Consider the following 25,493-nt stretch of genomic DNA (forward strand, 5'->3'; position numbering starts at 1 on the left):
TCGGCTCAGGCCCTCCTGTCCCGGGTAGCGCGGTCCAGCGCGCGGTCCAGGACGACCAGTAGGGCGTCCCGCACCGAGAGCCGGTCGCGGGCATCGAACTGCACCAGGGGTACATGATCGCCGATGGCCAGGGCCCAACGGATCTCGCCGAGTTCCAGGGCCAGTCGCCCGTCGAAGGCGTTGACCCCGACGACGAACGGCAGCCCGGCCCGCTCGAAGAAGTCGATGGCCGGGTAGCAGTCGTCCAGCCGGGCGCTGTCCACCACCACCAGCGCGCCGAGCGCTCCGCGGGCCAGGTCGTCCCACATGAAGCCGAACCGGGTCTGCCCCGGCGTGCCGAACAGGTAGAGCTTCAGGCTGCGGTCGATCGTCACGCAGCCGAAGTCCATCGCCACAGTGGTGGTGGTCTTGGTGGATCGGGCACCCGGGTCGTCCACGCCGATCCCGGCGCTGGTCATCTCGGCCTCGGTGGTCAGGGGCGCGATCTCGGAGATCGCACCCACCGTGGTGGTCTTGCCCACCCCGAAACCGCCGGCCACCAGGATCTTGACCGGGATCGGCGGTGCGCTCGGCTTACCGGCCGAGGGGGCCGACCCCGTGCCGGACGAGGGCCGGTACGGCGGCGGTGCGGTCGGCGGTGGGCCGGCCCGCCCGACTATCGGCCCGGTCCCCGGGGACATGCCGTAACGGGCGGCGGCGCTGTTCGCGGCGACCCCGCCGAGCGGGGCGACCGGCCATTCAGGAGATCGCACGGAGTCCATCAATCACTCGCAGGATGAGATCGGGGTCGACAGCGTCGTCGGTGTCGGTCACGTGCACGTCCAGGTGCCCGGCGGCGCGTAGATCGCCGACCAGGACCCGCGTCACGCCGAAGTGCAGTCGGGCGCGGGCCGAGATCTCGGCCACCGAGATCGGCTCGACGCAGAGCGCGATGATCGTCTGAAGTTCCGGTGCCAGCAGGGCGCCGGGTGGGCCGGCCCACCAGCCGCTGTCCATGCGGGCGGTCACCTGGGTCTCCAGCCCGATCGCCGGGTCGGCACCCGCAACCCGCCCGGAGGTGAGCACGAACGGACGGGGACCGGCCGGTTGGTCCCCGTCCGGCTCCGGCTCGGGCAGCGGTGTCGCCGCCGCTGCGTCCCCGGTCGGGAATGACGTGCGCAGGTACGGGCGGATCCGAACCCTGGGTTCCGGATCCGGATCCTCGCCGGCGACGTCGGGGGTCACTGCTGAACGGCGTTCTTCAACTCGACGATCAATCGCGGGGTCAGGGCGCCACCGGCCCGCCCGGCGAAGAGCGTCATCTCGTACGCGACGGTGCCCAGGTTCGCCGAACGGTCGGCGACCACCCCGAGCACGGAACCGCTGCTGATCGCGCTGATCAGCAGGTAGCCGTCGGCCATGTCGACGATCACCCGGTTCAGGCCGCCGAGGGCGTACCAACTGGCGGCCCCACCGGCGAGGCTGGTCATTCCGGACACGACGGCGGCCAACCGCTCCGCGTTGGACCGATCCTTGATCGCCGACATGGCCATCAGCAGACCGTCCGAGGAGACCGCGATCGCTTCCAGGACCCCGGCGGTGCTGGAGGTGAAGGAGTCCAGCAACCAGTTGAACGTACGGGCCTCCGGGCTGAGGTCCCCACTGGTGCTGGGCTGGCTCTGGTCGACATTTTCGTGCAGGAAGGGGCTGGTCACCGTGATGATCCTTCTTCGTTCCGGTGGTCGGGGCTGACTTCGCGGAGAGCGCGGGCGACGCCCGCCTCGAACTCGCTGATGAGGTCGCGGACCTCGGCCGGGTCACCGAGGTGGGTGCTGAGCGGTTGGCAGACCGGGATGGCGGTGAGGTTCGCTCCCGGCACCCGTCGACTCAACCGGGGTCGCTCCGGGGCGGCATCGGTCGAGCCACCACCACGCGGCACCGTGGGGCCGGCGCCTCCCGGGGTGCTGGGCAGGTCGACGGTCGTGCCCAAGTCCACCATGGCCGCCCCGGCGCCAGCCGTCGGGTCGCCGGCCGTCCGCGCCGACGCGGCGTCGAGGCCCGGCGTCACGTGCGACTCGGCGCGGCGTACACCGGCTTGGAAGGCCTCGACCAGCGCGCGGGCGGCGGCGGGGTCCGCGCCGGTGGCGTCCACCGGCCGGCTCGTCGCGGCGGTGGCGTGCAGCGTCGCCCCGGGCACCCGCTGCCGCACCCGTGGCCCGCCCGGCTTGCCCGCCGGTTCCGGGCTCTGGGGCTCGGGAACGGCCTGCTCCGGCTGGCCCTGACCGAACGCGTTCCAGGAAGGGCCGGCGTCGAGGCTGCGGTTGGCCCGGCTCAGCAGGTCGGAGTCGAAGCGGGCCGGCACGGCGACGGCCACCGCGCTGGGTCGCGCGTCCTGCTCGGGGTCGAGCGTCGCCGTCGTACGCCGGCCCCGATCGGGCACCGCGGCGCGGGCCACGGCGGCCCCGGCCCGGTCGGCGCGGCGCAGCACCAGCGACGTCGACGGGATCTCCAGTTGTGCGGTCACCCCACCGCCGCCGGTGGCGGCCAGGGCGGCCTGCCAGCCGTGCCGACGGGCCAGCCGGCCCACAACGAAGAGACCGAGCACCTCGGTCGGGGCCAGGTCGAGCCGTTCCCGGCGGGTGAACCGGGCGTTCTCCTCGGCCAGTCGTTGCTCGCTCATGCCGATGCCGTGGTCCACCACTGTCAGTCGTGCACCGAGGCCGGACGTCTCGGCGGCCACCAGCACCCGGGTGTGCGGCGGGGAGAAGACTGTGGCGTTCTCCATCAGCTCGGCCAGCGCCAGGACGAGGTCACCGACCACCGCCGGCGCGGCCGAGACGCCCGCCGGCACCTGCACCTCCACCCGGGTGTAGTCCTCGATCTCACCGAGCGCCAACCGGACCACGTCCGCCAACGGCACCGGCGCTGTGTGCGCGTCGGCCCCGGCCGAGCCGGAGAGCACCACGAGGCTGCCGGCGTTGCGCCGCAACCGGCTGGAGATGTGGTCGAGTCGGTACAGGTGCTCCAGGCGGCCCGGGTCGGCCTCCTGCTGCTCCAGCCGGTCGATCAGCGCGATCTGCCGACCCACCAGGTTCTGGGTACGCCGGCCGACGTGGCCGAACATCTGCGCCACGTTGCGCCGGCCGGCGACCTGCCGCTCGACCAGTTGGGCAGCGGTGTTCTGCACCCGGTCGAAGGCCCGCGCCAGGTCGCCGATCTCGTCGTTGGCCCCGACGTCCACCGGCTCCAGCCGGACCGCTTGAGGTCTCTCCGCCTCGTCGTCGGTGACCCGGACCAGCTCCGCCTCGGCGACCCGGGCGACCCGGTCGGCCGAGCGGGTGAGTCGGGTCAGCGGTCGGGCCACAGTCCGCGCGACCGCCACGCTGAGCAGCACCACCAGCGTCAGGATCAACGCCGTCGCCGCACCGACCAGGTACGCGGCGGTCAGCGCGCGCCGCTGCTCGGCCGTCACCGCGGCGAGCACGTCGGCGACCAGCTTCTTCTCGACGAACTGACCGAGCCGGATCATCGTGCGGACGGCCGGGAAGAGCGCCTCGATCGTCACGTCGCGGACCGCGGCGGCCGGGTCCCGGGCGCTTCTGATCAGGAAGTCGGGCTGGGTACGCGCGGCCACGGCGGCGTCGTTGAGCTGGGCCACAGTGAGCTGCTCGGGCGTGATCAGGCTGCGGAAGCGCGAGTTGTCGACCATCAGCGCGGCGATGCATGCCACGTACCCGGCGGTGGTGTCCGGAGTGCCGATCGCCTTGACCAGCAGGCTCAGGGTGGCGCAGGTGCCCAGGCCCTCGTCGGCGCGGAGCAGCCCGTCGAGGGCGAGCACCTGACGGCCCGGCAACGTGTCGGTGTCCACCCCGACCATCAGCCGCAGGGACTCGATGATCCCTTTGTTGACCGGACCGAACGCGTCCATCACCTGACCTGGATTGGCGGCCCGGACCAGGACTGCCGTGCGCAGGTCGATGAGGCTGGACACGCGGTCGAGGGCGCTGTCGACCTGGTCGGTCAGCGCGTCGCTCCGCGCCGCCCGGAGGTCGGCCACCCGGTCGTCCACGTCGGCGGACTTGCGGACCAGCTCGCTGCGTTCGACCCGGCCGAGCAGGAAGCCGACGGAGAGGATGCGTTCCTGCTGAAGGTCCTGGACCAGGCTGCCGACCCGGCTGGCGAGCCGGACCCGCTCGGCGGTGTCGCCGGCGCGCTGTGCCGCGGCGACCCGGTCGAGCATCACCGGCACGGCCAGGCCGACCATGCTGAGCAGCGGAATCACCACGAGCAGCGCGAGCTTGCCGCGGATCCGGAGCCTACCGAGCAGCATCGAACGCTCCCCAATGCGCGGTCTCCGGGTCGCGGGCCGCGCCGGCCGGTTGCAGCGCACGCGCCTCGTCGGCGGGCGGTTGCCACGGGTCGCGGTGTGGCGGGGTGTCGGGGCTCTCCGCGTGGGTGGCGGCCAGGGCGGCCCGACGCTGGGCCCGGCGACCGGCGGCGACCAGCAAGGCGGCGAGCCAGCCCAGCAGCAGGACGGCGACGACACCCGCCCCGGCGGTCAGCCAGCGGTCCCGGTTGAGCCGGTCGATGCGCTCGGCCAGCAGCGCGTCCAGCTCGGTGAGGATGACCGGCTGAAGTTGGCGGGCCGAGCGGTGCGAGTTGAGCGCTGCGGCACTCAACTGGCCCGGGTTGACCACGCCGGTGTCCTTGCCCGGCACGGAGTACGCGGCAAGCGCCTCCACCGAACGCTGGTAGGTGTCCAGCGGGGTCAGCACGTTGGCACCGAGGTCGGTGCTCTCCGAACCGTCCACGGCCGAGCGAAGGTTGTCGACGAGGTCGGCGGCGGGTGCCAGGGCGGACACCCGCAGGCCGGTCAGCTCCAGCAGGCCGCGCGGTTGCTCGGCGGCCGGCCGGCGGGAGACCAGCGTGGCGAGGTCGGCCAGCCGGCCGGCAGCGACCACCGCCTCGGGCAGTTCCTGGCCGGCGCTGTCCTGGAGGAAGAACGAGTCGGCCTCGGGGTCGCGGACCAGCCCGGAGCTCTCCCGGACCTTCCGGTGCAGGGCCAGCAGCAGGTCGGAGGCCTCACCGTAAGCGGTGAAGGCGGCTTCGGGGTCGGTGGCGCCCCGGCCGCGCAGCGCCTCCAGCTTGGCCCGTACGCCGGCCCAGCGTTCCTGGCTGAGCAGCTCCCCGCCGATGCGGGCGTCCACAGCGGCGACCTCCTCGACTGCCCCGTTCAACGCCTCCCGGGCCACGGGGCGCCCGTTGACAGCGTTGGACTGGGCCTCCACGAGGGCGTCGGTGACCGCCGCGAGTGCGGTGAGGTACTGCACGCCGAGCCGTTCCCGGGTGGTGAGGTCCCGGTCGTCGGTGACCTGCCGCCAGTTCGACGTGACGAGCAGGCCCAACGGTGCCAGCAGTGCTCCGATGAGCAGCAGAGGCAGTAGCCGGCCCAGCGTGGACGGCCGTCGACGGGCCCGTGGCGCGGGGACTGTCATGTATGTCTCCTCCGGCGTGGGGCGCTGATCGGCGCGGCGTCGGGCTAGCCGACAAGTCCCGTGCACCGGACCGGAAAACTAATCGAACCCTCGCCTGGTCAGACCTCACTCGGGGAGTCAGGTTCGCGTCACTTCGAGCCATGTCACCATTTGTCCGCGTTACCGGCACGCTCTGTGTCATCTGTGGGTGTGACATGGAGGGATCGGGGTGGATATCCGCGGAAGATCGGAATTCACGGGATCCGAACTCAACTCACTGTGCCGCGTCGGACGGTGCGCGCTCGCACCCGACCGCGCACCGATCGGGGCAACCGGACGAACGTACGGCGGATCTCAGCCAACGCTCAGGCTGCGGGCCGTACCGTGTGCCGCATGACATCGCCGTCGCCGGCCGCGTGGTTCCGGCGTGCCCTGCCCACCCGCCGCCGGGCGACCGCCGCCGCTGTGGTCGTCGTGCTGTTGGCCGCCGCCGTGACCTGGGCGGTGTGGCCACAGGGGCCGGGCGTACGCACCGAGAGCGCGATGCTCACCGTCCGGTCCGGACCGTCCGGCGACCAACCGGTGAACCTGGACACCACCCTCTACCTGCCGGACGACGCCTCGTCCGGTCGGAAGGTGCCGGCGGTGCTGCTGGCGCACGGGTTCGGCGGCACGAAGGAGTCGGTGCGCTCCGACGCGGAGGAGTTCGCCGGGCGCGGCTACGCGGTGCTCACCTGGACCGCGCGGGGCTTCGGTCGCAGCGGCGGTGAGATCCACCTGGACAACCCGGAGTACGAGGTACGCGACGCTGAGCGGCTGCTGGACTGGCTGGCCGCGCGGCCGGAGGTGCGCACCGACGCCGCCGGCGACCCGAAGGTCGGCGTGGTCGGCGGCTCGTACGGCGGTGGGTTGGCGTTGCTGCTGGCCGCCCAGGACCGTCGGGTCGACGCGATCGTGCCCATGATCACGTGGAACGACCTGTCCCGCGCCTTCCTGCCGGAGAGCACCGGCGGCGCGCCGACCGAGGGCGTGTTCAAGAAGGGCTGGGCCGGTCTCTTCTTCGGCGGGGGCGGCAGCGTGGGCTCCGGCCCGGCCGGGCTCTCCGGCGCGACCGCCGCCCAGCCGCAGGGCGCACCGGCGTCCGCCGGCCCGCCCAGCCCCGGGCCGGGCGCCGGTCCCGGCACCGGTAGCGGTGGCGCTCCGACCGGTGCCGCCGACCCGTCCTGCGGTCGCTTCGCCGCCGACGTCTGCGCCGCGTACCTCCGGATCGCCACCACCGGCCGCGCCGACCAGGCCGCCGTGGACCTGCTGCGCCGCTCCAGCCCGGCCGGTGTACTGGACCGGATCAAGGCGCCGACCCTGCTGGTGCAGGGCGAGGCGGACACCCTCTTCCCGCTCGGTGAGGCGGACGCGAACGCGCGCGGCATCGCCGCCACCGGCACCCCGGTACGGGTCGCCTGGTTCACCGGCGGGCACGACGGTGGCAGTGGACCCCGCTCGGACGAAGACCGGGTGAAGTTCCTGACCGTTCAGTGGCTCGACCACTACGTCAAGGGCGAGGGCGACGCTCCCGGCGACGACTTCACCTGGTCGCGGATCGCCGGCTTCGACGCGCTCGACAGGGGTCTCGTCGCCACCGGATTCCGCCGCGCCGACTACCCGGGCCTCGCCGGCAACGCCCGCCGGGAGGTGACGGTCGCCGGTCCGGCCCAGCCGATCGCGAACCCGCCGAACGGCAACCCGGCGGCCATCTCCTCGATCCCGTTCGCGGGCGGGCTCGCCTCGCTGCTGGACGGCGTGGCCGGTGACGTGCCCGGCCAGCACGCCCAGTTCGAGTCCACCCCGCTGACCGAGGCCGTGGACGTGGCCGGTGCGCCCACAGTCACAGTGCGGGCCGCGTCGCCGACCGGCGAGGCGGTGCTCTTCGTCAAGCTCTACGACGTCGACCCGGACGGCGCGGCCACCCTGCCGAACGGCCTGGTCGCCCCGATCCGGCTCACCGGCCTGCCGCAGCAGGTGCAGGACGCCCGCCCGGTCACCGTGACACTGCCCGGGATCGTCCGCCGGGTGGAGGCCGGGCACCGGCTGCGACTGGTGGTGGCCACCTCCGACCAGGCGTACACCACGCCCGCCGCGCCGACCGTCTACACGGTGGCCGCGGACGGCGCGGTCAGCCTGCCCACTGTCAGCGGTGAGCCGATCCCCACCGCCGCGACGATCTGGCGCTGGGTGCTCGCCGGCCTGCTCGCGGCCATCGTTATCGGGCTCGTCGTGGTCGTCGCCCTGGTCCGCCGCCGGCACCGCCGCCAGGACCGGTCGGTGCATCCGGAGTACGCGGACACACCGCTGGCCGTGCGCGCGCTGCGCAAGGAGTACGCGGACGGCTTCGTCGCCGTGTCGAATGTGGACTTCGAGGTGCACCCCGGCCAGGTGGTGGGTCTGCTCGGGCCGAACGGCGCCGGCAAGACCACCACCCTGCGGGTGCTGATGGGGCTGACCCAGCCGACCGCCGGGGAGATCTACGTCTTCGGTCGTCGGCTGGTGCCCGGCTCGCCGGTGCTGTCCCGGATCGGCGCGCTGGTGGAGGGGCCGGGCTTCCTGCCGCACCTGTCGGGTCTGGACAACCTGAAGGCGTACTGGCGGGCCACCGGGCGGCCGTGGGAGGACGCGCAGTTCGACGCGGCGCTGGAGATCGCCGGGTTGGGTGACTCCGTGCACCGGCGGATCAAGAACTACAGCCACGGGATGCGTCAGCGGCTCGCCATCGCCCAGGCCATGCTCGGCCTCCCCGAACTGCTGGTCCTGGACGAGCCGACCGACGGGCTGGACCCGCCGCAGATCGCCGAGATGCGCCGGGTGCTCCAGCGGTACGCCACGGACGGCCGGGCGGTGCTGGTCTCCAGTCACCTGCTGGCCGAGGTGGAGCAGACGTGCACGCACGCGGTGGTGGTGAACAAGGGCCGGATCGTGGCGTCCGGGCCGGTGGAGGAGATCGTGGGCGAGTCGCCGAGCGTGCTCTTCGACGTCAACGACCCGGTGGCGGCGCGGGCGGTGCTGGACCGGCTGCACGGGGTCCGCGTGTTGCCGGAGAGCGACGGCCAACTGGTCGTCGACACCAACGGCACGGCCCGCAGTGAGGTGGTGGCGGAGCTGGTGCGCGCCGGCATCGGGGTGGACCGGGTGGTGCCTCGGCGGCGCCTGGAGGACGCGTTCCTCGCCCTGGTGGGCGAGAACTCTCGGGGAAGCGGTGACCGGTGATGGCTGTTACTGACGCGGGTGAGGCCCGCGGTTACCGGCCGTCGGCCACCATGCCGTTCGTGGCGGAGTTCCGTCGGCAGGCGTCCCGGCGGCGGACCCAGCTGGCGCTCGGGTTCATGGTGCTGCTGCCGCTGATCATCCTGATCGCGTTCCAGTTCGACTCGGGCGGCGACGACGACAACGGTCGCAACGAGTTCGCCAGCCTGGTCGAGCTGGCCACCTCGGGCGGGCTCAACTTCACCCTGTTCTCGATCTTCGTCTCGGCGTCGTTCCTGCTGGTGGTGGTCGTCGCGCTGTTCTGCGGCGACACGGTGGCCAGCGAGGCGAGCTGGGGCAGCCTGCGATATCTGCTGGCGATCCCGGTGCCCCGGGCGCGGTTGTTGACGGTGAAGCTGGTGGTCGCGCTCGCGTACTCGGGGCTGGCCCTGATCCTGTTGGCCGGCACCGCACTGTTGGCCGGCACCCTGCGCTACGGCTGGTCGCCGCTGCGCAGCACCGTCGCCGCCGAGCTGGAACCCACCGAGGGGCTGCTCCGGTTGCTGGCCGTGCTGGGCTACCTGGCGGTCGTACTGCTGGTGGTGGCCGGCCTGGCGTTCCTGCTGTCGGTGACCACGGACGCCGCGCTGGGCGCGGTGGGCGGTGCGGTCCTGCTCTGGATCCTGTCCAGCATCCTGGACCAGATCACCGCCCTGGGCGCGCTGCGCGACTTCCTGCCCACCCACTTCAGCACCGCCTGGCTGGGTCTGCTGTCGACTCCGGTGCAGACCGACGACGTGGTACGCGGCTGCATCTCCGCGATCAGCTACGCGACGCTGTTCTGGGGGCTGGCGTTCTGGCGCTTCACCCGCAAGGACATCACCTCGTAGCGGGTCGGCTCACAGCCGGCTGTCGGGTGGGCTCACCGACGACGGCACCGCGCTCGGCGCCGGTGGCGGGGCCGGCCGGGTCGGTACCGGCGTGGACGGGTCGGCCTTCTTCCAGGCGCTGACGCCGATCCGGCCGGTGTTGCCGAGGTCGATCGGCCCGTCCGGGTCGACCTCCTCGGCCGGCTGCCCGGCGGCGGGCGCCACCGTCAGGAACTCGCCGTTGGTGGCCACCACCGTCGAGTCGGTGACCAGGTTGCGCCAGAGCACCACGGCGGTGGCCCGCTCGCCGGCGGCGAGGGTGACCTGCCGGGGTGGTTGGTCGAACCCCGAGGTGATCTCCTTGGCGCCGTTGACCACCCGCAGCATGACCGGCTCGCGCGCTTCGTCGAACACGTGCAGCACCGGGTACCCGTCGAGCTGGTAGGGGTGCGCGCCGCAGTTGACCAGCTCCAGGCCGAGGGCGCGCAGGCCCATAGCGGCGTCCCCGCCGGTCGACCGGATCCGAACGCCGGAGGCCGGGCACTCGGCCAGCGGGTCGGTGTTGGCGGTCGGGCCTGCTCCCGCCCTCGACCCTGGGGGCGGTTGGCTCGGATCTCCGGACTGGCCGCGATGGTCGCCAGGTACGCACGCGCCGAGAGTGAGAGCCGCCATGACCGTCGCGGACGCCGTACTGACCCGCCGCCGCGCTGCCGTCCCGCGAGAGGTCATCAGTAGATCCTCGCCCACGTAGAACCCACACCGTCACCCCGCCCCGCCCCCCGCCCGCGCCCCCGCCCCACCCCCCGCGCCGATCTTGCAGGTTCAGTCGCCGATACGCACGGAATGCCCGCTATCTCACGACAGCAAGTGCAAGATCGCGAAGATAGGGGCGGGCCCACCTCGTCGATCATGGAAGTAAGCGCTTTGTTCCCCGCCACAACTCCTTGATCGGCGGAGTGGTGCGGGAGCCCGTTGGGCGGCGGCTCTTCGCTGATGCCGTAGACGGTTCAGCTCCAAAGCGAGCGCCTGGGGCAGGTCGGACCCGCGGCGGCGTGGGCCGTGGCCGGGCGGGCCCGGGTGGGGGCGGGGCCAGGGCGGGACGGGGTCAGGCTGGCGGGCGCTGGGTGAGGACCGCGTCCAGGAGGCCGGGGTAGAGCTTGTCCAGCTCGTCCCGGCGGAGCCGGACCAGTCGGCTGGTGCCGGCGGCCCGGGTCCGGGTCAGGCCCGCCTCGCGCAGCACCTTCAGGTGGTGGCTGCGGGTCGCCTTGGAGACGCCGAAGTCGAAGCTGCCGCAGGCGGACTCGCCGCCCTCGGCGAGCGCCCGGACGATCTGTAGCCGCACGTCGTCGGCGAGTGCGGCCAACACGCTTGTGACCGGTACGGCGGTCAGGTCGGGCTCGTGCGGCTCCATGTGACCAGTGTAACCCTTGTTCGACAATCATCGAACAACACCCTATGGTCGGTGTCGTTGGTTCGATGATACTCGAACATTGGAGTTGCCGATGCGATCCCGCGCCACCGCGTACCCACTGGTCGCCGTGCTCGGCTGGGGCGTCATGTTCCCGATCCTGGCCAGCGCCCTCAATCGGGTCGACCCGCTCAACCTGACCACCGCGCGCTACCTGCTGGCGGCCGTCGTCCTGGTCGCCATCCTGCTGCTCCGCGAGGGTGCCGGCGCGCTGCGGCACGGTGGCCGGGCACTGGAGGTGGTGGTGCTCGGAGTGGTTGGCTTCGCGGGCTTCAACCTGCTCACCAACCTGGCGCTCGAACACGCCGCCCCGCAGCAGATCTCCCTCTTCGTGGCCACCACTCCGGTGATCACCCAACTGGTCCGCTGGGCCCGGGACGGCGTACGCCCGAAGCCGCTGCTGCTGGCCCTCTCCCTGGTGGCGCTCCTCGGCGTCGGTCTGGTGATCACGCGCGGCAGCCTGGCCGGGCTCGGCCAGTTCGGCCTCGGCGGGCTCATGATGATCGGCGCGGTGCTGGGCTGGGGCATCTACACCCACGGCGCCAGCCGGTTCGGCGAGTGGTCGCCGCTGCGGTTCACCACACTGACCGCGCTTGCCGGCACGGCTGCCATGCTCGTCCTGAGTATCGGCGCCGACGCCGTCGGCTGGCAGCACGCGCCGGCCGCCGCCGACCTCGTGGCGGTCGCCCCGCAGTTGGCGTACGCCGTGCTGGTGGGTGCCGTGATCGCGGTCCTGGCCTGGAACACCGGCGTGCAGCGACTCGGCGCCGCCAACGCCGCGCTGTTCATGAACCTGGTCCCGGTGACCACCTTCGCGGTGCAGATCGCCCGCGGCTACCGGCCGGAGCCCGTCGAACTGGTCGGGGCCGCCATCACGATCGCCGCCCTGATCGCCGCGAACCTCGCCGCCCGACCCCGGACCACGTCGCTGCCCCGGCCGAGCGCGGTGACGGACCCGATCGCGGTGACCGACCCGGTGGCCGTGAGCGCCCGCTGACCCACCGGCCCGCGGCGGCGGCAGGGGACAGCTCCGGTGGTCCATCCGTGGCAGGATGAACCGCCAGGACCAGCCGTTCCATCGATCCGTGGATGCCTGGTGAGGGGGCCGTTGTGACGTCGCTCGAAACCGAGGCCATGCGCAGGGCGGGCCAGACGATCAGCGAGGACGCGAAGTCGTTCGCCGACACGGTGCTGCCCAAGATCGCCTCGCTGACACTGCCGCGGGATGCCTTTCCGATGTTCGCGTGGAACCTGCCCGACGACTACGAGCGGGTCCGGCAGGGCGTGGGCGACGTGGCAGCGGCGCTCCAGAAGACGATGGACTCGATCGGCACCGCACTGACCACCATCGCCACCCACTACGAGGAGCAGGAGCGGGTGCGGGGCGAGAACTTCACATATCAGGATTGAACGGAGCCGCGATGTCCGACTCCTCGCTCTACTCCGACCGGGTCGACGACGACACCACCGAAAGCCTCTGGATGCTCGTCGGTGTCCTCGGCGCCGGGCTCGCCGCGGCCGTCTGGCCCACAGTTGGCGGTCCGGCGGTGGTGGCCGGCATCACCGCCCTTGTCGAGGTCAACATCCGCACGCCGGACCCATGGGAAAAGGGTTCCGAGGCGTGGAACGACATGAGCGACGTGTTCGAGCAGGCCAAGGCGGGGCTGACCCGGGCGCGAGGTGACGTCGACACCTACTGGGCCGATCAGGGCGCCGAGGCGTTCAAGGCGTTCCTGGAGACGCGCATCGAGCCCGCGCTCGACGCGATCGCTCAGGCGGCGAGCAACGTCCGCAATATGTGCGACGACATGCGGTGGGGTCTGATGACGAACCTGCTCAGCTACGTCGGTGTCACGGGAGCGACGCTGGTGGCGGCCGCTGTGGCCTATCTTTCCGGCCCCTACACACCCGCCGTGCAGTGGGCGATCGTCGGAGCCTGGGCGACATTCGCCATCACGACGCTCGCCGCCGTGCTGACCTTCGTGCAGCAGGTGTGGACGGCTGGGCGTGACGTCGCCGACGCCTTCAGCGTTCTGGAGAACATGTTCACCAGCGACAGTGACCGGATCGACACCACGAGCCTGCAGTTGCCCGAGCAGGTCCGGGTTCGCATCGCCGAGCCGAAGGGCTGGGTGAAGGAGTGAGCGACGTACCAGCCTTCGAGCACGCGACGCGCGAGGCGGAACGCGCTGCCCTGACCACTGGGTCGCTGCGAGCGATGACCGACCAGCTCAACGGGGTCCTCGCCCGGATCGCCGAGGCGCAGGAGACGGTCTACGAGGGCACTGACGACTCGGGCACAGTGGTGGTCAGGGCCACCGGCGCAGGCCGGGTCGAAGACGTCTACCTGAGCCCGCAGGCGGTCCGCGACCTCGACGCGCAGGCCCTCGGGGCAGCGTGCGTGACAGCCGTGGGCGACGCCAGGATGCGCGCCGCCCAGGCGCTGACCGCGACGATCGCCGAGGTTTCCGGGCAGCCCGTCCCGGCCGACGTTCCCGCGCCGGCTCCGCAGACGTACGACCCGGCTTCGGCTGCCGAGGCCCTGCGCGCCGCCGCCCGGAGGGCCAGATGAACCTCGATGCCCTGTCGGCGATCCGTCGTGACATCGCCGCCGCCATGGAGTCGGCGGCGGATTTCGCCGAACGGCCGGCGGGCGAGCAGTACCAGGCTGCGGCCGGCGACGGCGCGGTGATCGCCACCGTCGGAGCGGGCGGTCAACTGCTCGGCGTACGGATCACGCCGCAGGCCCGGCGTGCCGTGGACAACCTCACCCTCGGCGAGCACGTCCGCGATGCGATTCGAGCCGCCGAGGCCGAAGCCGAGCAGGCCCGCACAGCTCTGCTCGGGTCGCTGACCATCGGCGGCCGCTCGGTCGCCGAGATCCTGGCCAACCCGGAGGCCGCGATGCCCGGCACCATCCGACCGAGGCGGCAGCGATGACCCCCGCGCAACGCGCCGTGGTCACCATGGTGTCCGTCCTGGTCGCGCTCCTCGTCGTGTCGGGTGGGATCTGGCTGCTCAGCGGCAGCGAACGGCTCACGGGCGGCGCCATCGCGACCGCCGGCTGGATTCTCGTGGCCGCCATCGCCGTCCTCTGGGCCGTGGCCTTGTACCTCGGGCGTCGACGCCGGCGCTGACCAGCAGCGCGCCGACCGCCGGGATGCCGGCGGTCGGCTCACAGCGTGGGATCTGCGGTAGCAGCGACCGACAGCGTTGTCCTAGACTCGACGGCACAACTGAATACCTCATCCAGAGGGGCTGAGGGATACGGCCCGACGACGCCCCGGCAACCACCCCGCGCGCTCACCGCTGAGCGACCCGTGGGGCAGGTGCCAATTCCGTCCCCGCCGCACCGTGCGATGCGGGGAAAGATGAGAGGACTCTCGACATGACGTCGACGCTCGTCGCCTCCGGCATCGACACCTCCGCCAGCCCCGCCCGTGCCCTGGTCTGCCGTGCCTGTTCGGCCCGCTACCCGCTCGTCGCCCAGCACGCCTGTTACGAGTGTTTCGGCCCGCTGGAGGTCGACTACGACGCCGCCGCGCTGGCCACCGTGACCCGCGAGCAGATCGAGGCCGGCCCGAACAACATCTGGCGGTACGCCGCACTGCTCCCCGCCGGTCAGGACCCGGCCAGCCGGGTCACCCTCGACCCGGGGCTGACCCCCCTGGTGGCGGCCCCGCACCTCGCCGCCGAGCTGGGCATCACCGCGCCGCTCTGGGTCAAGGACGACAGCGCCAACCCCACCCACTCGTTCAAGGACCGGGTCGTCTCGGTGGCGCTCACCGCCGCCAAGGCGCTCGGCTTCAGCCGGTTCGCCTGCGCGTCGACCGGCAACCTGGCCAACTCGGTGGCCGCCCACGCCGCCCGTGCCGGAGCGCCCTCGGTGGTCTTCATCCCCAGCGACCTGGAGCAGGGCAAGGTCATCACCACCGCCGTCTACGGCGGCGAACTGGTCGCCATCGACGGCTCGTACGACGACGTCAACAGGCTCTGCGGTGAGCTGGTGGAGACCGACGAGTTCGAGGACACCGCGTTCGTCAACGTGAACGTCCGGCCGTACTACGCGGAGGGCTCCAAGACCCTCGGCTACGAGGTCGCCGAGCAGCTCGGCTGGCGGATCCCGGCGCAGGTGGTCATCCCGATGGCCAGTGGCGAGCTGCTCACCAAGATTGACAAGGCGTTCTCCGAGCTGGTGGAGATCGGCCTGGTCGAGGCGCCCGCCGACGGGTGGAAGGTGTTCGGCGCGCAGTCCGCCGGCTGCAACCCGATCGCCGTCGCCCTGCACGCCGAGACCGACACGATCGTCCCGGTCAAGCCGACCGGCATCGCCAAGTCGCTCAACATCGGCGACCCGGCGGCCGGCCTCTACGCCCTGGAGGCGGTCCGCCGCACCGGCGGCTGGATGGAGTACGCCGACGACGACGAGATCCGGGCGGGGATCCGCGATCTGGCCCGTACCACCGGGGTCTTCGCCGAAACCGCGGGTGGGGTCACAGTGGCCGTGCTGCGCAAGCTGGTCGAGTCCGGTCGGCTCGACCCGACGGCCGAGACCGTCGTGTTCAACACCGGCGAGGGCCTGAAGACCATCGACGCGGTGGCCGGCCAGGTCGGTCCGACCCACCACATCAAGCCCTCGCTGCGCGCCGCCCGCGACGCCGGCCTCCTCGGCTGAACGGGGGACCGAGTGGATCAGCCGGTAACTGGGTTTTCGCTGTGAGTGTGGAAAACCCGCCGCTACGGACTTGACGGCAGGAACCGGACGGCGCAAGATGCTCCGTGCGGGAGGGCATTTCGCCGAAGACTTTTGAAGTTCTTGCGACCCAACGCCGGAGGCGTTGTGCGAGTGTCCCTCCCGACCACGTTCGATCGGGCCAGCGATTAATCGCTGGCCCGATCGCTTTTCCAGGGTGCACCCTCAGCGGCATGAGCATCACGATCGCGTCGTTCGACGGCGCCGACCGGACTTCCGTCGACGAGGCGTACCGGCTCGGGGTGGCGGTCAACGACGCCGATCTGCCGGACCTGCCGCCCTTCTGCCGGCGCCGGTTCGACGCGTTGTTCCACACGCCGTTGCCCGGCACCCGGACGCTCTGGGCGCTGGCCCGACTGGACGGCGTCCCGGCCGGCTTCCTGCAACTGGACCTGCCGCAGCTCGACAACACCGACAACGCCACCGTCGAGCTGAAGGTGCGTCCGGAGCTGCGGCGCCGGGGCGTCGGTCGGGCACTGCACGAGTACGGCGTACGGCTGCTGCGCGAGCACGGCCGCAAGCGGGTCGTCGGGCTGACCGTCTCCGCGTTGCCCGACGGGCCGGCCCGGAGCGTGGCGGGCGCCGCGTTCGCCGCGTCGACCGGCGCCCAGGCCGCGTTGGTCGAGGTGCGTCGCCGGCTGGAGATCGCCGAGATCGACCGGGTTGCGCTCCGCGCGGCACTCGTCGAGGCCCAGCCCCGGGCCGAGGGGTACCGGTCGGTGTGCTGGCAGGGCGCCACCCCGCAGGAGTATCTGACGGACATCGCCTACCTGGACGGCCGGCTGATGATGGACGCGCCCCTTGGCGACATGCAGTGGGAGCCGGAGCAGGTGGACGCCGAGCGCATCCGCGGCACCGATCGGGCCCTGGAGGCCAAGGGCCGTCGGCGCTACCACCTCGGGATGCGACACGAGGCGTCCGGCCGGCTGGTCGCCTGGACGCTGCTGGAGGTTGGCGCCTCCGCCGACTGGCACGCGTTCCAGCAGATCACCATCGTCGATCCCGCACATCGTGGGCACCGGCTCGGCCTGATCGCCAAGGCGGAGAACCTGCACCACCTGCTCACCCACGAGCCGGCGGTACGCAGCATCGACACCGTCAACGCGGCCAGCAACAGCTACATGGTGGCGATCAACGAGCAGCTCGGCTTCCGTCCGGTGGACGCCTGGACCGACTGGCAGCTCACCCTCTGAACCGACCGTTCAGTCGTCGACCCGTTCCAGGCGCTCGGCCAGCTCGCCGATCGCGGCGTGGAAGTCGTCGTCGGGTGTGAACCGGTGGCCCTGCACCGGCGGGGGCACCGTGTCGGTCGGTGGGATGAGCAGTCCCCTCGGATCCCGTACCCGACGGTCGACCCGGGCGGCCGGGTCGTCGGTTCCGTCGACGAACGGGACGAACACCGCTCCGCCCACCGCGTCGGTGTACCGCCACAGGTTGATCCACCGCCAGGCCAACCGGCTGCCGACCTCGCGCAGCATCTCGTCACTGACGTACGCCGGGAAGATCCGCCGGTACCGGTTGCCGAGCGGGGCGCCGTAGGTGAGCAGTGCCACCCGCCGGCGGCAGTGGTCGGGCAGTTGAAGGATCGTCACCGCCGCGAGCACGCTGCCGTGACTCTGCCCGGACAGCACCACAGCGTTCCCGTCGGCGGTGAGTTGCCCGATCCGGCGGGTCAGCTCCGGGACCGCCCGCTCGACGTAGCACGGCGGGGCGAGCGGGTGCGCGGCACGCGGCCAGAAGGTGGCCAGTTCCCAGAGCACCCCGACCAGCCGGATCGCGCCGGATCGGTAGGCGACAAGTCCCATCACCGCGAGGACCGTGGCGAACAGCCCGATCAGCAGGGCGCCCAGGTCGGTCACGAAGATCACCGGCCGGGCCAACGGCTCGCCGCCCAGCCGCAGCGCCAGCGCGCCCGGCCCGGGACCGATCACCGAGAGCCCGGCCGCCGCGAGGGTGAGCAGCGCCAACACCACGTACGCGGTGGCCAGCAGCCCTCCGAGCCGATCCGTCAGCCGGGCACGCACTATCGCGTCGCGGACGGCCCGCACCCGCTCGGGGGCCGCCTGGGAGGCTTCCGGATAGTCCCGCCGGACCAGTTCCTCGGCCTCCCGACGGCGACGATGACGGCGAAGCCGGGGGACGAGCAGTGCCGTCACGGCCACCAGGAGCACGGCGAGGGTGAAGCCGAGGGTGACCCAGCGGTAGGCGATCGGCGGCGACAACGGTGGGGCGCCAGGCGGCAGCGGCCGTGCCGGCGTCGGGCTGGAGCCACGGTCCAGATACTCGGCGAGCCCGTAGGTCAGGCCCGAGGAGTACGCGACGCCCAGCCCGATCGCGACGGTGATCAGCACCGGCGCGCCCAGCCCGGCCAGCAGGAAGAGGGGACGGGGAAGGGAACGGCGCTGCACCACTACCACCAGGCCGAGCAGCGCGAGCAGCACCACCTGCCCGGCGAACAGCCCGGCGACCAGCATCCCGTACCCCGGCATCATCCCCTCGGCCGTCCACGGCGGCCGGGGCAGCAACGCGTACCCCAGTGTCAGCGCGGTGAGCGCGACGGCCACCCAGCGGATCGTCCGCGAGCTCCGCTGGTCCTGCTCTCCGCGCCGCTCGATCGCCGGCCGGCAGAGCAGCACCACCGCGCCGGCGAGCAGCGACACGTCCGCGGCCAGCAGCAGCCAGCCGGGCACTGTGGCGTCGTGCGGCGCCAGAACCAGCAGCAGAGTTACATCGAGCGTGCCAAGCGCCACAGCGACGTGAACCGAGCGCAGGCGGCGCAGCAGCGAGCGGGTGTCCCAGAAGGCTGGCGCGTCGAGCCGGTCCGCACCCACACCGGGCGCGTGGTCGCTGTCCTCGGGGAGCTGCCAGGTCCGGGCACCGAGCCGCCAGATCAGGACGATCGCGATGATCGGCGGTATGGCCAGCAGCGCGAGCCGCTGCCCGGGCGGCACGTCGCCCAGCCAGGAAAGCTCCCGCCGCCCCTCCAGACACCTCGGGTAGGCCGCGCACTGCCACGCGATCAGGTCGACTGACACCCCGACTGTGGAGAGCACGTACATCGCGGTCATCGTCGCGGCCAACAGTCGGCACAGCGCCCGCGCGGCGTGGCCGCCGCGGCCGGTGACCGGCAGCATCCAGACCGCGATGTTGCTGAGCATGAACGGCAGGAGCAGGACCAGGGAAAACGTTCGGGTGGCGGTGCCGCCGGTCAGCCTGCTCCAGCGGTACGCCTCAAGCGTCACCCCGTTGCGGTCCGCGGCGGCGCCGTAGCCGGGCCGGGGCCGGTAGAAGCCGGCGTTGTCGTCTCCCGCGACCCGCGCGACGATCGGTCGGTCGAGGATCGTCTCGGGCCCCTTGTCGGCGACCCCGTGCACCCGGATCTCGGTGATCCTCACCCGCCGCCCTTCCCTGGCCGGCTTCCCTGGCCTGGCCGGAGGCCCGCGGTTACCCGCTGCCGCCGCGAGCAACCCCGTGCCGTCGGGCATTCGCGCTACTGCTCGCGGACCGGACTCAGGCATGATGGCGGGCATGACGGAGACCCCGCATCCCCTGTACGACAGGCACGCCGACACCCTCAACCGTGCGCTGACCGCGATCACGGAGCGGGGCTACTGGTCCGCCTATCCCGAATCCCCCAGCCCCCGGGTGTACGGCGAGACCGCCGCCGCCGACGGCAAGGCCGCCTTCGAGGCGTACCTCGGCGGTGACTTCCCGCTCGACCAGCCCGGCGCGGGCGTTCGGGTCGCCACCGAGACGAGCCCGTTCGGGGTGGAGCTGGCGGTGCGGTACCCGCACGCCGGCCCAGGCGAACTGGTCGCCGCCGCCTCCGCCGCACTGCCGGCATGGCGTGACGCCGGCCCGCAGGCCCGGGTGGGCGTCTGCCTGGAGATCCTCGACCGGCTGCACAAGCACATCTTCGAGCTGGCCAACGCTGTGCAGTTCACCAGCGGGCAGGCGTTCGTGATGGCCTTCCAGGCCGGTGGCGCGCACGCGTTGGACCGGGCGCTGGAAGCGCTGGCGTACGCGTACGCCGAGATGACCCGGCACCCGGGCACGGCGGGCTGGGAGAAGGCCGCCGGCAAGGGCGACCCGCTGCGGATGACCAAGACGTTCCACGTGGTGCCGCGTGGGGTGGCGCTGGTGATCGGGTGCAACACCTTCCCGACCTGGAACTCGTACCCCGGGCTGTTCGCCTCGCTGGTCACCGGCAACCCGGTGATCGTCAAGCCGCACCCGCGCGCGGTGCTGCCGCTGGCCATCACCGTGAAGTACGCCCGGGAGGTGCTCGCCGAGGCCGGGTTCGACCCGAACCTGATCATGCTGGCGGCCGAGGCGCCCGGTGAGAAGCTCGCCAGCGACCTGGCCCTGCACCGCGCCGTCCGGATCGTCGACTTCACCGGCTCCACCGAGTACGGCGACTGGCTGGAGACGCACGCCCGGCAGGCATCGGTCTACACCGAGAAGGCCGGCCTCAACACCGTCGTCATCGACTCCACCGCCGACTTCGCCGGCATGTGCCGCAACCTCGGGTTCACGCTGACCCTCTACAGCGGGCAGATGTGCACCACCTCACAGAACATCCTCATTCCGGCCGGCGGCATCGAGACCGACCAGGGGCACAAGAGCTTCGACGAGGTGGCCGGCGGGATCGCCGCCGCCGTCGGCAAGCTCACCGCCGACCCGGCCCGAGGCGTGGAGCTGACCGGCGCCATCGTCAACGACGGGGTGCTGGAGCGGCTGGCCGAGGTGACCAAGGTCGGCGAGCCGGTGCTGGAGTCGCGGACCGTAGCCCACCCGTCGTACGCCGACGCGGTGGTTCGTACGCCGACGATCGTGAAGCTGACCGCTGACGACGCGGAGACGTACGGCCGGGAATGGTTCGGGCCGATCTCGTTCGCCATCGCGACCGACTCCACAGCTCACAGCCTGGAGCTGCTGCGCCGGACGGTCGGCGAGAAGGGCGCGCTCACCGCCGGGGTCTACTCGACCGACGAGGCCGTGCTGGACGCGACCGAGGCGGTGGCGGTAGAGGTCGGGGTGCACCTGTCCTGCAACCTCACCGGCGGTGTCTTCGTCAACCAGTCGGCGGCGTTCTCCGACTTCCACGGCAGCGGGGCCAACGCTGCTGCCAACTCGGCGCTGACCGACGGGGCGTACGTCGCCAACCGGTTCCGGATCGTGCAGTCTCGGCGGCACGTCTGAGTTTGGTTGTGGTTAGGGGTTTCCGGGGCAGCCCGCCCCGCTCCGGGCGGTCAGGCTTGATCCCTGCGCGGGTCGGGCTGCCTCGGAAACCCGCCGGGGGCGCGGTGCTCACCGATGTGTCCGGGCCTGGAGCCTCTGCTTTCCCCATGATCGTGCTCGATCCGGGATGTAGTGGCCTCTCGTTGGATGGTTACCACTACATCCTGGATCGAGCGTGATCATCACGGCCGGCGGGGGTGTGGGTCAGGCTGGTCGGCGCATCTGTAGCTCGTTCAGGGCTGGAATGGTCGGGTGGGGGACTCGTACCCCGGTGTCCTTGAAGCCCAGGCGCTGGTACGCGCGGTAGGCACGGTCGTTGCCGACCACCACCTCCAGCAGAAGCTCCGGTCGGCCACAGGCGCGCGACCAGGCGGCCACCCCGTCGATCAGCTCGCCGAGCAGGCCACTGCCGCGCCAGGTCGGCGTGACGTACACGGCGTAGATCACGGTCAGCCCCGGTTCGTTCGGGTGGGTCGTGCCACCGGTGTGCCCGACCAGCCGGCCGCCCGGGTCGGCGATGAACTGCGCGTTGCCGGCGCCGGCCGAGGTGTAGGCGACCCGGGCGGCGAACTCGTTGTGCGGTCGGGCCGCCGCGTCCGCGAGGGTCTCCAGGAAGGCCAACGGTGCGTCGGCAAGCATCTCCAGGCGCAGCGCCCGCATCCGGGCGGCGTCCTCCGGCCGGACCCGGCGGATCTCCGCGAGCCGTAGGGCCGGCGAGCCCATGTCGGTGGTCATGTCCGCATGCCTACCACAGGGGCGGGACGGCGTTTCGGGAGCTCGGCCCCATCCCGGTCACCTCGGGAGCGCCCTGCGACCCTTCCTCCATTTGGTAATGACGCTGACGAATCCGGTGGCTCGGGAGCCCGGCCGATCAGCGCGGCCGGGACGCACGGAAGTGTGTCCGATTTGTGGCCGTGCGCGTCCGTCACTCCTCGTGTAGCGTGCGATTTCGGTCACCGATTTCAATGGCGGTCATCGATCGCTGAGTCGGTGGTCGGGGGCGCCCGGCCGTGCCGTGCGCCGAGTCAGGCAACGCCGCGCAGAGTGAGGGAAGTGCACCGTGGCACAGGGCTCCGTGAAGTGGTTCAACGCCGAAAAGGGCTACGGCTTCATCGCCGTCGACGGCGGTCAGGACGTGTTCGTCCACTTCTCCGCGATCGAGATGGACGGTTACAAGGCGTTGGACGACGGTCAGCGGGTCGAGTTCGAGATCGCCCAGGGCCAGAAGGGTCCACAGGCAGAGCACGTACGCGTCATCGGCTGAGCTTCCTGGCCGATCGGCCCCGTGAGTCGGGGCTGCGGCTGGGGCGCGCAGCCGGGAAGATCGTGAACCGTTCCAGCCGATGCTGAGGAGCGTTCATGACCGACCAGCCACCCCCGCCCACTCCGTCCTCCGGGTCGGGGGAGCCGGACCCGTCCGATCCGTCTTCGTCCGCCGGCAGCCCCGGCCACGCTGGTCCGCCGCCCGGCTGGGGGCCGGGAATGCCTCCGGCCGGCCCGCCTTCCGGCCCCGCCGGTCCGCCGCCCGGCTGGGATCCCGCGCAGGGTGCCTGGGGTGCTGCCCCGCCGCCGCAGGGCTGGGTGTTCCCGCCCACCGGGGGTTATCCGCCCGGGTCGGGCCCCTACGGCGGGCAGCCGTGGTACCCGGGGGCGCCGGCCGGCTGGTACCCGCCGGGTTACGGGTTCGACCCGAACGACGCCCTGGTCACGCCGCCCGGTGCCGGCCTCGGCGGCTGGTTCAACAGGTGTGGGGGAGCGCTGCGCCGGGGCTGGCGACAGTTGGTGCCGATCATGCTGCTCACCCAGGTGTTGCCGGCGGCGGTGCTCTCGGTGATCTCCCTCGGGCTGGACCCGTCGGCGAAGTGGGCCGCGCAGGCCGAATCGACGTCGGCCCCCGCGCTGCCGGACAATTTTGCCGCCGAGCTGCTGAGCCTCCTGGTCCTGCTGGTCGGCGGGAGCCTGGTGGTCGGGTTGGTGCAGGCCGTCGGCTGGGCCGCCGGCACCTGGGTGATCACCCGACAGGCGGCCGGTCAGCCGGTCGATCTGGAGTCCGCGCTGCGCTACGGCCTGCGTCGGGCGCTCGGGCTGTGGGGTTGGACCCTGTTGGTCAGTCTGTTGATCGGCGTCGGTGTCTGTTTCTGCGTGCTGCCGGGCATCTACCTGGCCTTCGCGCTGAGCATGGCCGGCCCGGTCTATCTCTTCGAGCGCCACAACCCGATCGGTCGATCGTTCCGGATGTTCCACGACCGGCTCGGCCTGCTGCTCGGTCGGGTGGCCCTGGTCGCCGTGGCGGTGATCGTCGGCACCCTGATCCCCGGTGGCCTGGAAGGGGTTGGCACCTCCGCGTTCGGAACGGATCCGTTCTCCTCGGCGGGTACCGCCGCCGGGACGGTGGTGGTGATCGGGATCACCGCCGTGCTGGCCCTGCCGGCCCACCTTGCTCAGATGATCGGTCTGCTGGTGACGTACGCCGAGCAGCGCGCCCATGAGGCGCCGGTGAACACCGCTGGACTGGCCGCGGAACTCGGCTGAGCGGCGGCATCGTGCTTGCACTCGGCAGGGGAGAGTGCTAAACAAGTCATTGGCACTCGCATACCGTGAGTGCCAATGGTCGGGACGGTGGGGCCAGGTTGCACCGGCGTGGAGACGCCGGGGCGGCACATGGCCGGTCGTCGCGGGCTATCCGGCCCGGCCGAAGGACGTCGTCGTCGCCAGGTGGCGACGTCCCAAGGTGCGCACACCAGGCGGCCCATCCGGGGCACACATCTCGGGTGGCCCGTGAGTGTCCAGGAGGACAACGCCGTATGGCCAAGATGATCGCGTTCGACGAAGAGGCGCGCCGCGGCCTCGAGCGGGGCATGAACCAGCTCGCCGACGCCGTAAAGGTGACCCTCGGCCCCAAGGGCCGCAACGTCGTGCTCGAGAAGAAGTGGGGTGCCCCCACCATCACCAACGATGGTGTGAGCATCGCCAAGGAGATCGAGCTCGAGGACCCGTACGAGAAGATCGGCGCTGAGCTGGTCAAGGAGGTCGCCAAGAAGACCGACGACGTTGCCGGTGACGGCACGACGACGGCGACCGTCCTGGCCCAGGCCCTGGTTCGCGAGGGCCTGCGCAACGTGGCCGCTGGCGCCAACCCGATGGCCCTGAAGCGGGGCATCGAGGCCGCTGTCGCGAGCGTCTCGGAGGAGCTGTCCAAGCTCGCCAAGGACGTCGAGACCAAGGAGCAGATCGCCTCCACCGCCTCCATCTCCGCTGGCGACAGCACTGTCGGCGAGATCATCGCCGAGGCGATGGACAAGGTCGGCAAGGAAGGCGTCATCACCGTCGAGGAGAGCAACACCTTCGGGCTTGAGCTGGAGCTCACCGAGGGTATGCGCTTCGACAAGGGCTACATCTCGGCCTACTTCATGACCGACCCGGAGCGTATGGAGGCCGTCTTCGACGACCCGTACATCCTGATCGCCAACAGCAAGATCTCGTCGGTGAAGGACCTGCTCCCGATCCTGGAGAAGGTCATGCAGTCGGGCAAGCCGCTGCTGATCATCGCCGAGGACCTGGAGGGCGAGGCTCTCGCCACCCTGGTGGTCAACAAGGTCCGTGGCACCTTCAAGTCGGTCGCCGTCAAGGCGCCGGGCTTCGGTGACCGCCGCAAGGCCATGCTGACCGACATCGCCATCCTCGCCGGTGGCCAGGTCATCAGCGAGGAGGTCGGCCTCAAGCTCGACGCCGCCAGCCTCGACATGCTGGGCCGCGCCCGCAAGGTCGTGGTGACCAAGGACGAGACCACCATCGTCGACGGTGCCGGTGACGCCGAGCAGATCCAGGGCCGGGTCAACCAGATCCGGGCCGAGATCGACAAGAGCGACTCCGACTACGACCGGGAGAAGCTGCAGGAGCGGCTGGCCAAGCTGGCCGGCGGCGTTGCGGTGATCAAGGTCGGCGCGGCCACCGAGGTCGAGCTCAAGGAGCGCAAGCACCGCATCGAGGACGCCGTTCGCAACGCGAAGGCCGCCGTCGAGGAGGGCATCGTCCCGGGTGGTGGCGTCGCGCTGGTCCAGGCCGGCAAGACCGCCTTCGACAAGCTCGACCTGGTCGGCGACGAGGCGACCGGTGCGAACATCGTCAAGGTCGCGCTGGACGCCCCGCTGCGGCAGATCGCCGTCAACGCCGGCCTTGAGGGCGGCGTCGTGGTGGAGAAGGTCCGTAACCTCGAAGCGGGTCACGGTCTGAACGCCGCCAACGGCGAGTACGTCGACCTGCTGGCCGCGGGCATCATCGACCCGGCCAAGGTCACGCGCTCGGCGCTGCAGAACGCCGCTTCCATCGCGGCGCTCTTCCTCACCACCGAGGCCGTTGTCGCGGACAAGCCGGAGAAGAACCCGGCTGCCCCGGCTGGCCCGGGTGGCGGGGACATGGACTTCTGAGTCCAGTTCCGACACCGAACGGGGCGGGCCGCTGACGCGGTCCGCCCC

At 71.7% G+C, this 25,493-nt stretch carries 23 protein-coding genes and 1 riboswitch; of the genes, 14 read left to right on the forward strand and 9 right to left on the reverse strand.

What is annotated here, in order from left to right:
- Positions 1-5: 5 nt before the first annotated feature.
- Genes NIE79_RS00550 through NIE79_RS00570 form a run of 5 tightly spaced genes read right to left on the reverse strand, consistent with a single transcriptional unit; the run spans position 6 to position 5,474 of the window.
- Positions 6-761 (reverse strand): GTP-binding protein, encoded by a 756-nt coding sequence (locus NIE79_RS00550; protein ID WP_238676613.1) that lies wholly within the window; start codon positions 759-761, stop codon positions 6-8.
- Complete coding sequence (locus NIE79_RS00555) at positions 739-1,224, reverse strand: DUF742 domain-containing protein (RefSeq protein WP_238676614.1); 486 nt, start codon at positions 1,222-1,224, stop codon at positions 739-741. Before NIE79_RS00555 ends, NIE79_RS00550 begins: the two co-directional genes overlap by 23 nt.
- The gene (locus NIE79_RS00560; protein ID WP_238676615.1) at positions 1,221-1,694 is read right to left on the reverse strand and encodes a roadblock/LC7 domain-containing protein; all 474 of its coding nucleotides are present in this window, start codon (positions 1,692-1,694) and stop codon (positions 1,221-1,223) included. The genes NIE79_RS00555 and NIE79_RS00560 overlap by 4 nt, the downstream gene beginning before the upstream one ends.
- Positions 1,691-4,309 carry a nitrate- and nitrite sensing domain-containing protein gene (locus NIE79_RS00565; protein WP_238676616.1) on the reverse strand — a complete coding sequence of 873 codons (2,619 nt, stop codon included), beginning with the start codon at positions 4,307-4,309 and terminating at the stop codon, positions 1,691-1,693. Before NIE79_RS00565 ends, NIE79_RS00560 begins: the two co-directional genes overlap by 4 nt.
- Positions 4,296-5,474 carry a hypothetical protein gene (locus NIE79_RS00570; RefSeq protein WP_238676617.1) on the reverse strand — a complete coding sequence of 393 codons (1,179 nt, stop codon included), beginning with the start codon at positions 5,472-5,474 and terminating at the stop codon, positions 4,296-4,298. Before NIE79_RS00570 ends, NIE79_RS00565 begins: the two co-directional genes overlap by 14 nt.
- A gap of 372 nt (positions 5,475-5,846) precedes the next feature.
- Between NIE79_RS00570 and NIE79_RS00575 the strand changes: the two genes are divergently transcribed.
- Positions 5,847-8,711, forward strand: coding sequence for an alpha/beta fold hydrolase (locus tag NIE79_RS00575; RefSeq protein ID WP_238676618.1), 2,865 nt, complete (start codon positions 5,847-5,849; stop codon positions 8,709-8,711).
- Positions 8,711-9,577: an ABC transporter permease gene (locus NIE79_RS00580; protein WP_238676619.1), complete on the forward strand. Its 867-nt coding sequence runs from the start codon at positions 8,711-8,713 to the stop codon at positions 9,575-9,577. The genes NIE79_RS00575 and NIE79_RS00580 overlap by 1 nt, the downstream gene beginning before the upstream one ends.
- Before the next feature lie 9 nt (positions 9,578-9,586).
- Here NIE79_RS00580 and NIE79_RS00585 read toward each other — a convergent pair whose 3' ends face one another.
- Positions 9,587-10,285: a DUF4232 domain-containing protein gene (locus NIE79_RS00585; protein ID WP_308193115.1), complete on the reverse strand. Its 699-nt coding sequence runs from the start codon at positions 10,283-10,285 to the stop codon at positions 9,587-9,589.
- A gap of 376 nt (positions 10,286-10,661) precedes the next feature.
- On the reverse strand, positions 10,662-10,967 hold the full coding sequence (locus NIE79_RS00590) for an ArsR/SmtB family transcription factor (RefSeq protein WP_112601087.1): 306 nt from the start codon (positions 10,965-10,967) through the stop codon (positions 10,662-10,664).
- 91 nt (positions 10,968-11,058) lie between these two features.
- Between NIE79_RS00590 and NIE79_RS00595 the strand changes: the two genes are divergently transcribed.
- The 8 genes from NIE79_RS00595 (at position 11,059) to NIE79_RS00630 (ending at position 16,970) form a co-directional block, all read left to right on the forward strand.
- Positions 11,059-12,021: a DMT family transporter gene (locus NIE79_RS00595; RefSeq protein WP_238676621.1), complete on the forward strand. Its 963-nt coding sequence runs from the start codon at positions 11,059-11,061 to the stop codon at positions 12,019-12,021.
- Positions 12,022-12,134: 113 nt separating this feature from the next.
- A complete protein-coding gene (locus NIE79_RS00600) occupies positions 12,135-12,434 on the forward strand; it encodes a hypothetical protein (RefSeq protein ID WP_238676622.1) in 300 nt (99 codons plus the stop codon).
- An 11-nt stretch (positions 12,435-12,445) separates the two neighbouring features.
- Entirely contained in the window at positions 12,446-13,168 is a 723-nt protein-coding gene (locus NIE79_RS00605) for a hypothetical protein (RefSeq protein ID WP_238676623.1), read from the forward strand.
- On the forward strand, positions 13,165-13,596 hold the full coding sequence (locus NIE79_RS00610) for a YbaB/EbfC family nucleoid-associated protein (protein WP_238676624.1): 432 nt from the start codon (positions 13,165-13,167) through the stop codon (positions 13,594-13,596). Before NIE79_RS00605 ends, NIE79_RS00610 begins: the two co-directional genes overlap by 4 nt.
- Positions 13,593-13,964: a YbaB/EbfC family nucleoid-associated protein gene (locus NIE79_RS00615; RefSeq protein WP_238676625.1), complete on the forward strand. Its 372-nt coding sequence runs from the start codon at positions 13,593-13,595 to the stop codon at positions 13,962-13,964. Before NIE79_RS00610 ends, NIE79_RS00615 begins: the two co-directional genes overlap by 4 nt.
- On the forward strand, positions 13,961-14,161 hold the full coding sequence (locus tag NIE79_RS00620) for a hypothetical protein (protein ID WP_238676626.1): 201 nt from the start codon (positions 13,961-13,963) through the stop codon (positions 14,159-14,161). Before NIE79_RS00615 ends, NIE79_RS00620 begins: the two co-directional genes overlap by 4 nt.
- A 105-nt stretch (positions 14,162-14,266) precedes the next feature.
- A riboswitch (SAM riboswitch) is annotated at positions 14,267-14,402 on the forward strand.
- Between the two features lie 10 nt (positions 14,403-14,412).
- Positions 14,413-15,699, forward strand: coding sequence for a threonine synthase (thrC, locus tag NIE79_RS00625; protein ID WP_238676627.1), 1,287 nt, complete (start codon positions 14,413-14,415; stop codon positions 15,697-15,699).
- 251 nt (positions 15,700-15,950) lie between these two features.
- Positions 15,951-16,970 (forward strand): GNAT family N-acetyltransferase, encoded by a 1,020-nt coding sequence (locus NIE79_RS00630; protein ID WP_238676628.1) that lies wholly within the window; start codon positions 15,951-15,953, stop codon positions 16,968-16,970.
- Between the two features lie 9 nt (positions 16,971-16,979).
- Here NIE79_RS00630 and NIE79_RS00635 read toward each other — a convergent pair whose 3' ends face one another.
- The gene (locus tag NIE79_RS00635) at positions 16,980-19,172 is read right to left on the reverse strand and encodes a hypothetical protein (RefSeq protein ID WP_238676629.1); all 2,193 of its coding nucleotides are present in this window, start codon (positions 19,170-19,172) and stop codon (positions 16,980-16,982) included.
- A 133-nt stretch (positions 19,173-19,305) separates the two neighbouring features.
- On the opposite strand from NIE79_RS00635, the gene paaN reads away from it, so the two are divergent.
- On the forward strand, positions 19,306-20,979 hold the full coding sequence (gene paaN / locus NIE79_RS00640; RefSeq protein WP_238676630.1) for a phenylacetic acid degradation protein PaaN: 1,674 nt from the start codon (positions 19,306-19,308) through the stop codon (positions 20,977-20,979).
- A 243-nt stretch (positions 20,980-21,222) separates the two neighbouring features.
- Here the strand turns inward: paaN and NIE79_RS00645 are convergent, their stop codons facing one another.
- On the reverse strand, positions 21,223-21,753 hold the full coding sequence (locus tag NIE79_RS00645; RefSeq protein ID WP_238676631.1) for a GNAT family N-acetyltransferase: 531 nt from the start codon (positions 21,751-21,753) through the stop codon (positions 21,223-21,225).
- 325 nt (positions 21,754-22,078) lie between these two features.
- Here NIE79_RS00645 and NIE79_RS00650 point away from each other — a divergent pair, with 325 nt between their 5' ends.
- The 3 genes from NIE79_RS00650 to groL all read left to right on the forward strand — a co-directional run bounded on the left by NIE79_RS00650 (position 22,079) and on the right by groL (position 25,445).
- The gene (locus NIE79_RS00650) at positions 22,079-22,282 is read left to right on the forward strand and encodes a cold-shock protein (protein ID WP_124815530.1); all 204 of its coding nucleotides are present in this window, start codon (positions 22,079-22,081) and stop codon (positions 22,280-22,282) included.
- A gap of 95 nt (positions 22,283-22,377) precedes the next feature.
- Complete coding sequence (locus NIE79_RS00655) at positions 22,378-23,550, forward strand: hypothetical protein (RefSeq protein WP_238676632.1); 1,173 nt, start codon at positions 22,378-22,380, stop codon at positions 23,548-23,550.
- 272 nt (positions 23,551-23,822) lie between these two features.
- Positions 23,823-25,445 (forward strand): chaperonin GroEL, encoded by a 1,623-nt coding sequence (gene groL / locus NIE79_RS00660; protein WP_088950420.1) that lies wholly within the window; start codon positions 23,823-23,825, stop codon positions 25,443-25,445.
- Positions 25,446-25,493 lie beyond the last annotated feature (48 nt).

Origin of the sequence: Micromonospora trifolii (assembly GCF_022229005.1) — a bacterium.
GTDB classification, from domain to species: Bacteria; Actinomycetota; Actinomycetes; order Mycobacteriales; family Micromonosporaceae; genus Micromonospora; species Micromonospora trifolii.

Bases quoted from the DNA above. Each gene is read 5' to 3' on its own strand.
- NIE79_RS00550 (WP_238676613.1), bottom strand. From the start codon at position 761: ATGGACTCCGTGCGATCTCCTGAATGGCCGGTCGCCCCGCTCGGCGGG.
- NIE79_RS00565 (WP_238676616.1), bottom strand. From the start codon at position 4,309: ATGCTGCTCGGTAGGCTCCGGATCCGCGGCAAGCTCGCGCTGCTCGTG.
- NIE79_RS00570 (WP_238676617.1), bottom strand. From the start codon at position 5,474: ATGACAGTCCCCGCGCCACGGGCCCGTCGACGGCCGTCCACGCTGGGC.
- NIE79_RS00575 (WP_238676618.1), top strand. From the start codon at position 5,847: ATGACATCGCCGTCGCCGGCCGCGTGGTTCCGGCGTGCCCTGCCCACC.
- NIE79_RS00580 (WP_238676619.1), top strand. From the start codon at position 8,711: ATGGCTGTTACTGACGCGGGTGAGGCCCGCGGTTACCGGCCGTCGGCC.
- NIE79_RS00585 (WP_308193115.1), bottom strand. From the start codon at position 10,285: ATGACCTCTCGCGGGACGGCAGCGCGGCGGCGGGTCAGTACGGCGTCC.
- NIE79_RS00590 (WP_112601087.1), bottom strand. From the start codon at position 10,967: ATGGAGCCGCACGAGCCCGACCTGACCGCCGTACCGGTCACAAGCGTG.
- NIE79_RS00595 (WP_238676621.1), top strand. From the start codon at position 11,059: ATGCGATCCCGCGCCACCGCGTACCCACTGGTCGCCGTGCTCGGCTGG.
- NIE79_RS00605 (WP_238676623.1), top strand. From the start codon at position 12,446: ATGTCCGACTCCTCGCTCTACTCCGACCGGGTCGACGACGACACCACC.
- NIE79_RS00615 (WP_238676625.1), top strand. From the start codon at position 13,593: ATGAACCTCGATGCCCTGTCGGCGATCCGTCGTGACATCGCCGCCGCC.
- NIE79_RS00620 (WP_238676626.1), top strand. From the start codon at position 13,961: ATGACCCCCGCGCAACGCGCCGTGGTCACCATGGTGTCCGTCCTGGTC.
- thrC (WP_238676627.1), top strand. From the start codon at position 14,413: ATGACGTCGACGCTCGTCGCCTCCGGCATCGACACCTCCGCCAGCCCC.
- NIE79_RS00630 (WP_238676628.1), top strand. From the start codon at position 15,951: ATGAGCATCACGATCGCGTCGTTCGACGGCGCCGACCGGACTTCCGTC.
- paaN (WP_238676630.1), top strand. From the start codon at position 19,306: ATGACGGAGACCCCGCATCCCCTGTACGACAGGCACGCCGACACCCTC.
- NIE79_RS00645 (WP_238676631.1), bottom strand. From the start codon at position 21,753: ATGACCACCGACATGGGCTCGCCGGCCCTACGGCTCGCGGAGATCCGC.
- NIE79_RS00655 (WP_238676632.1), top strand. From the start codon at position 22,378: ATGACCGACCAGCCACCCCCGCCCACTCCGTCCTCCGGGTCGGGGGAG.
- groL (WP_088950420.1), top strand. From the start codon at position 23,823: ATGGCCAAGATGATCGCGTTCGACGAAGAGGCGCGCCGCGGCCTCGAG.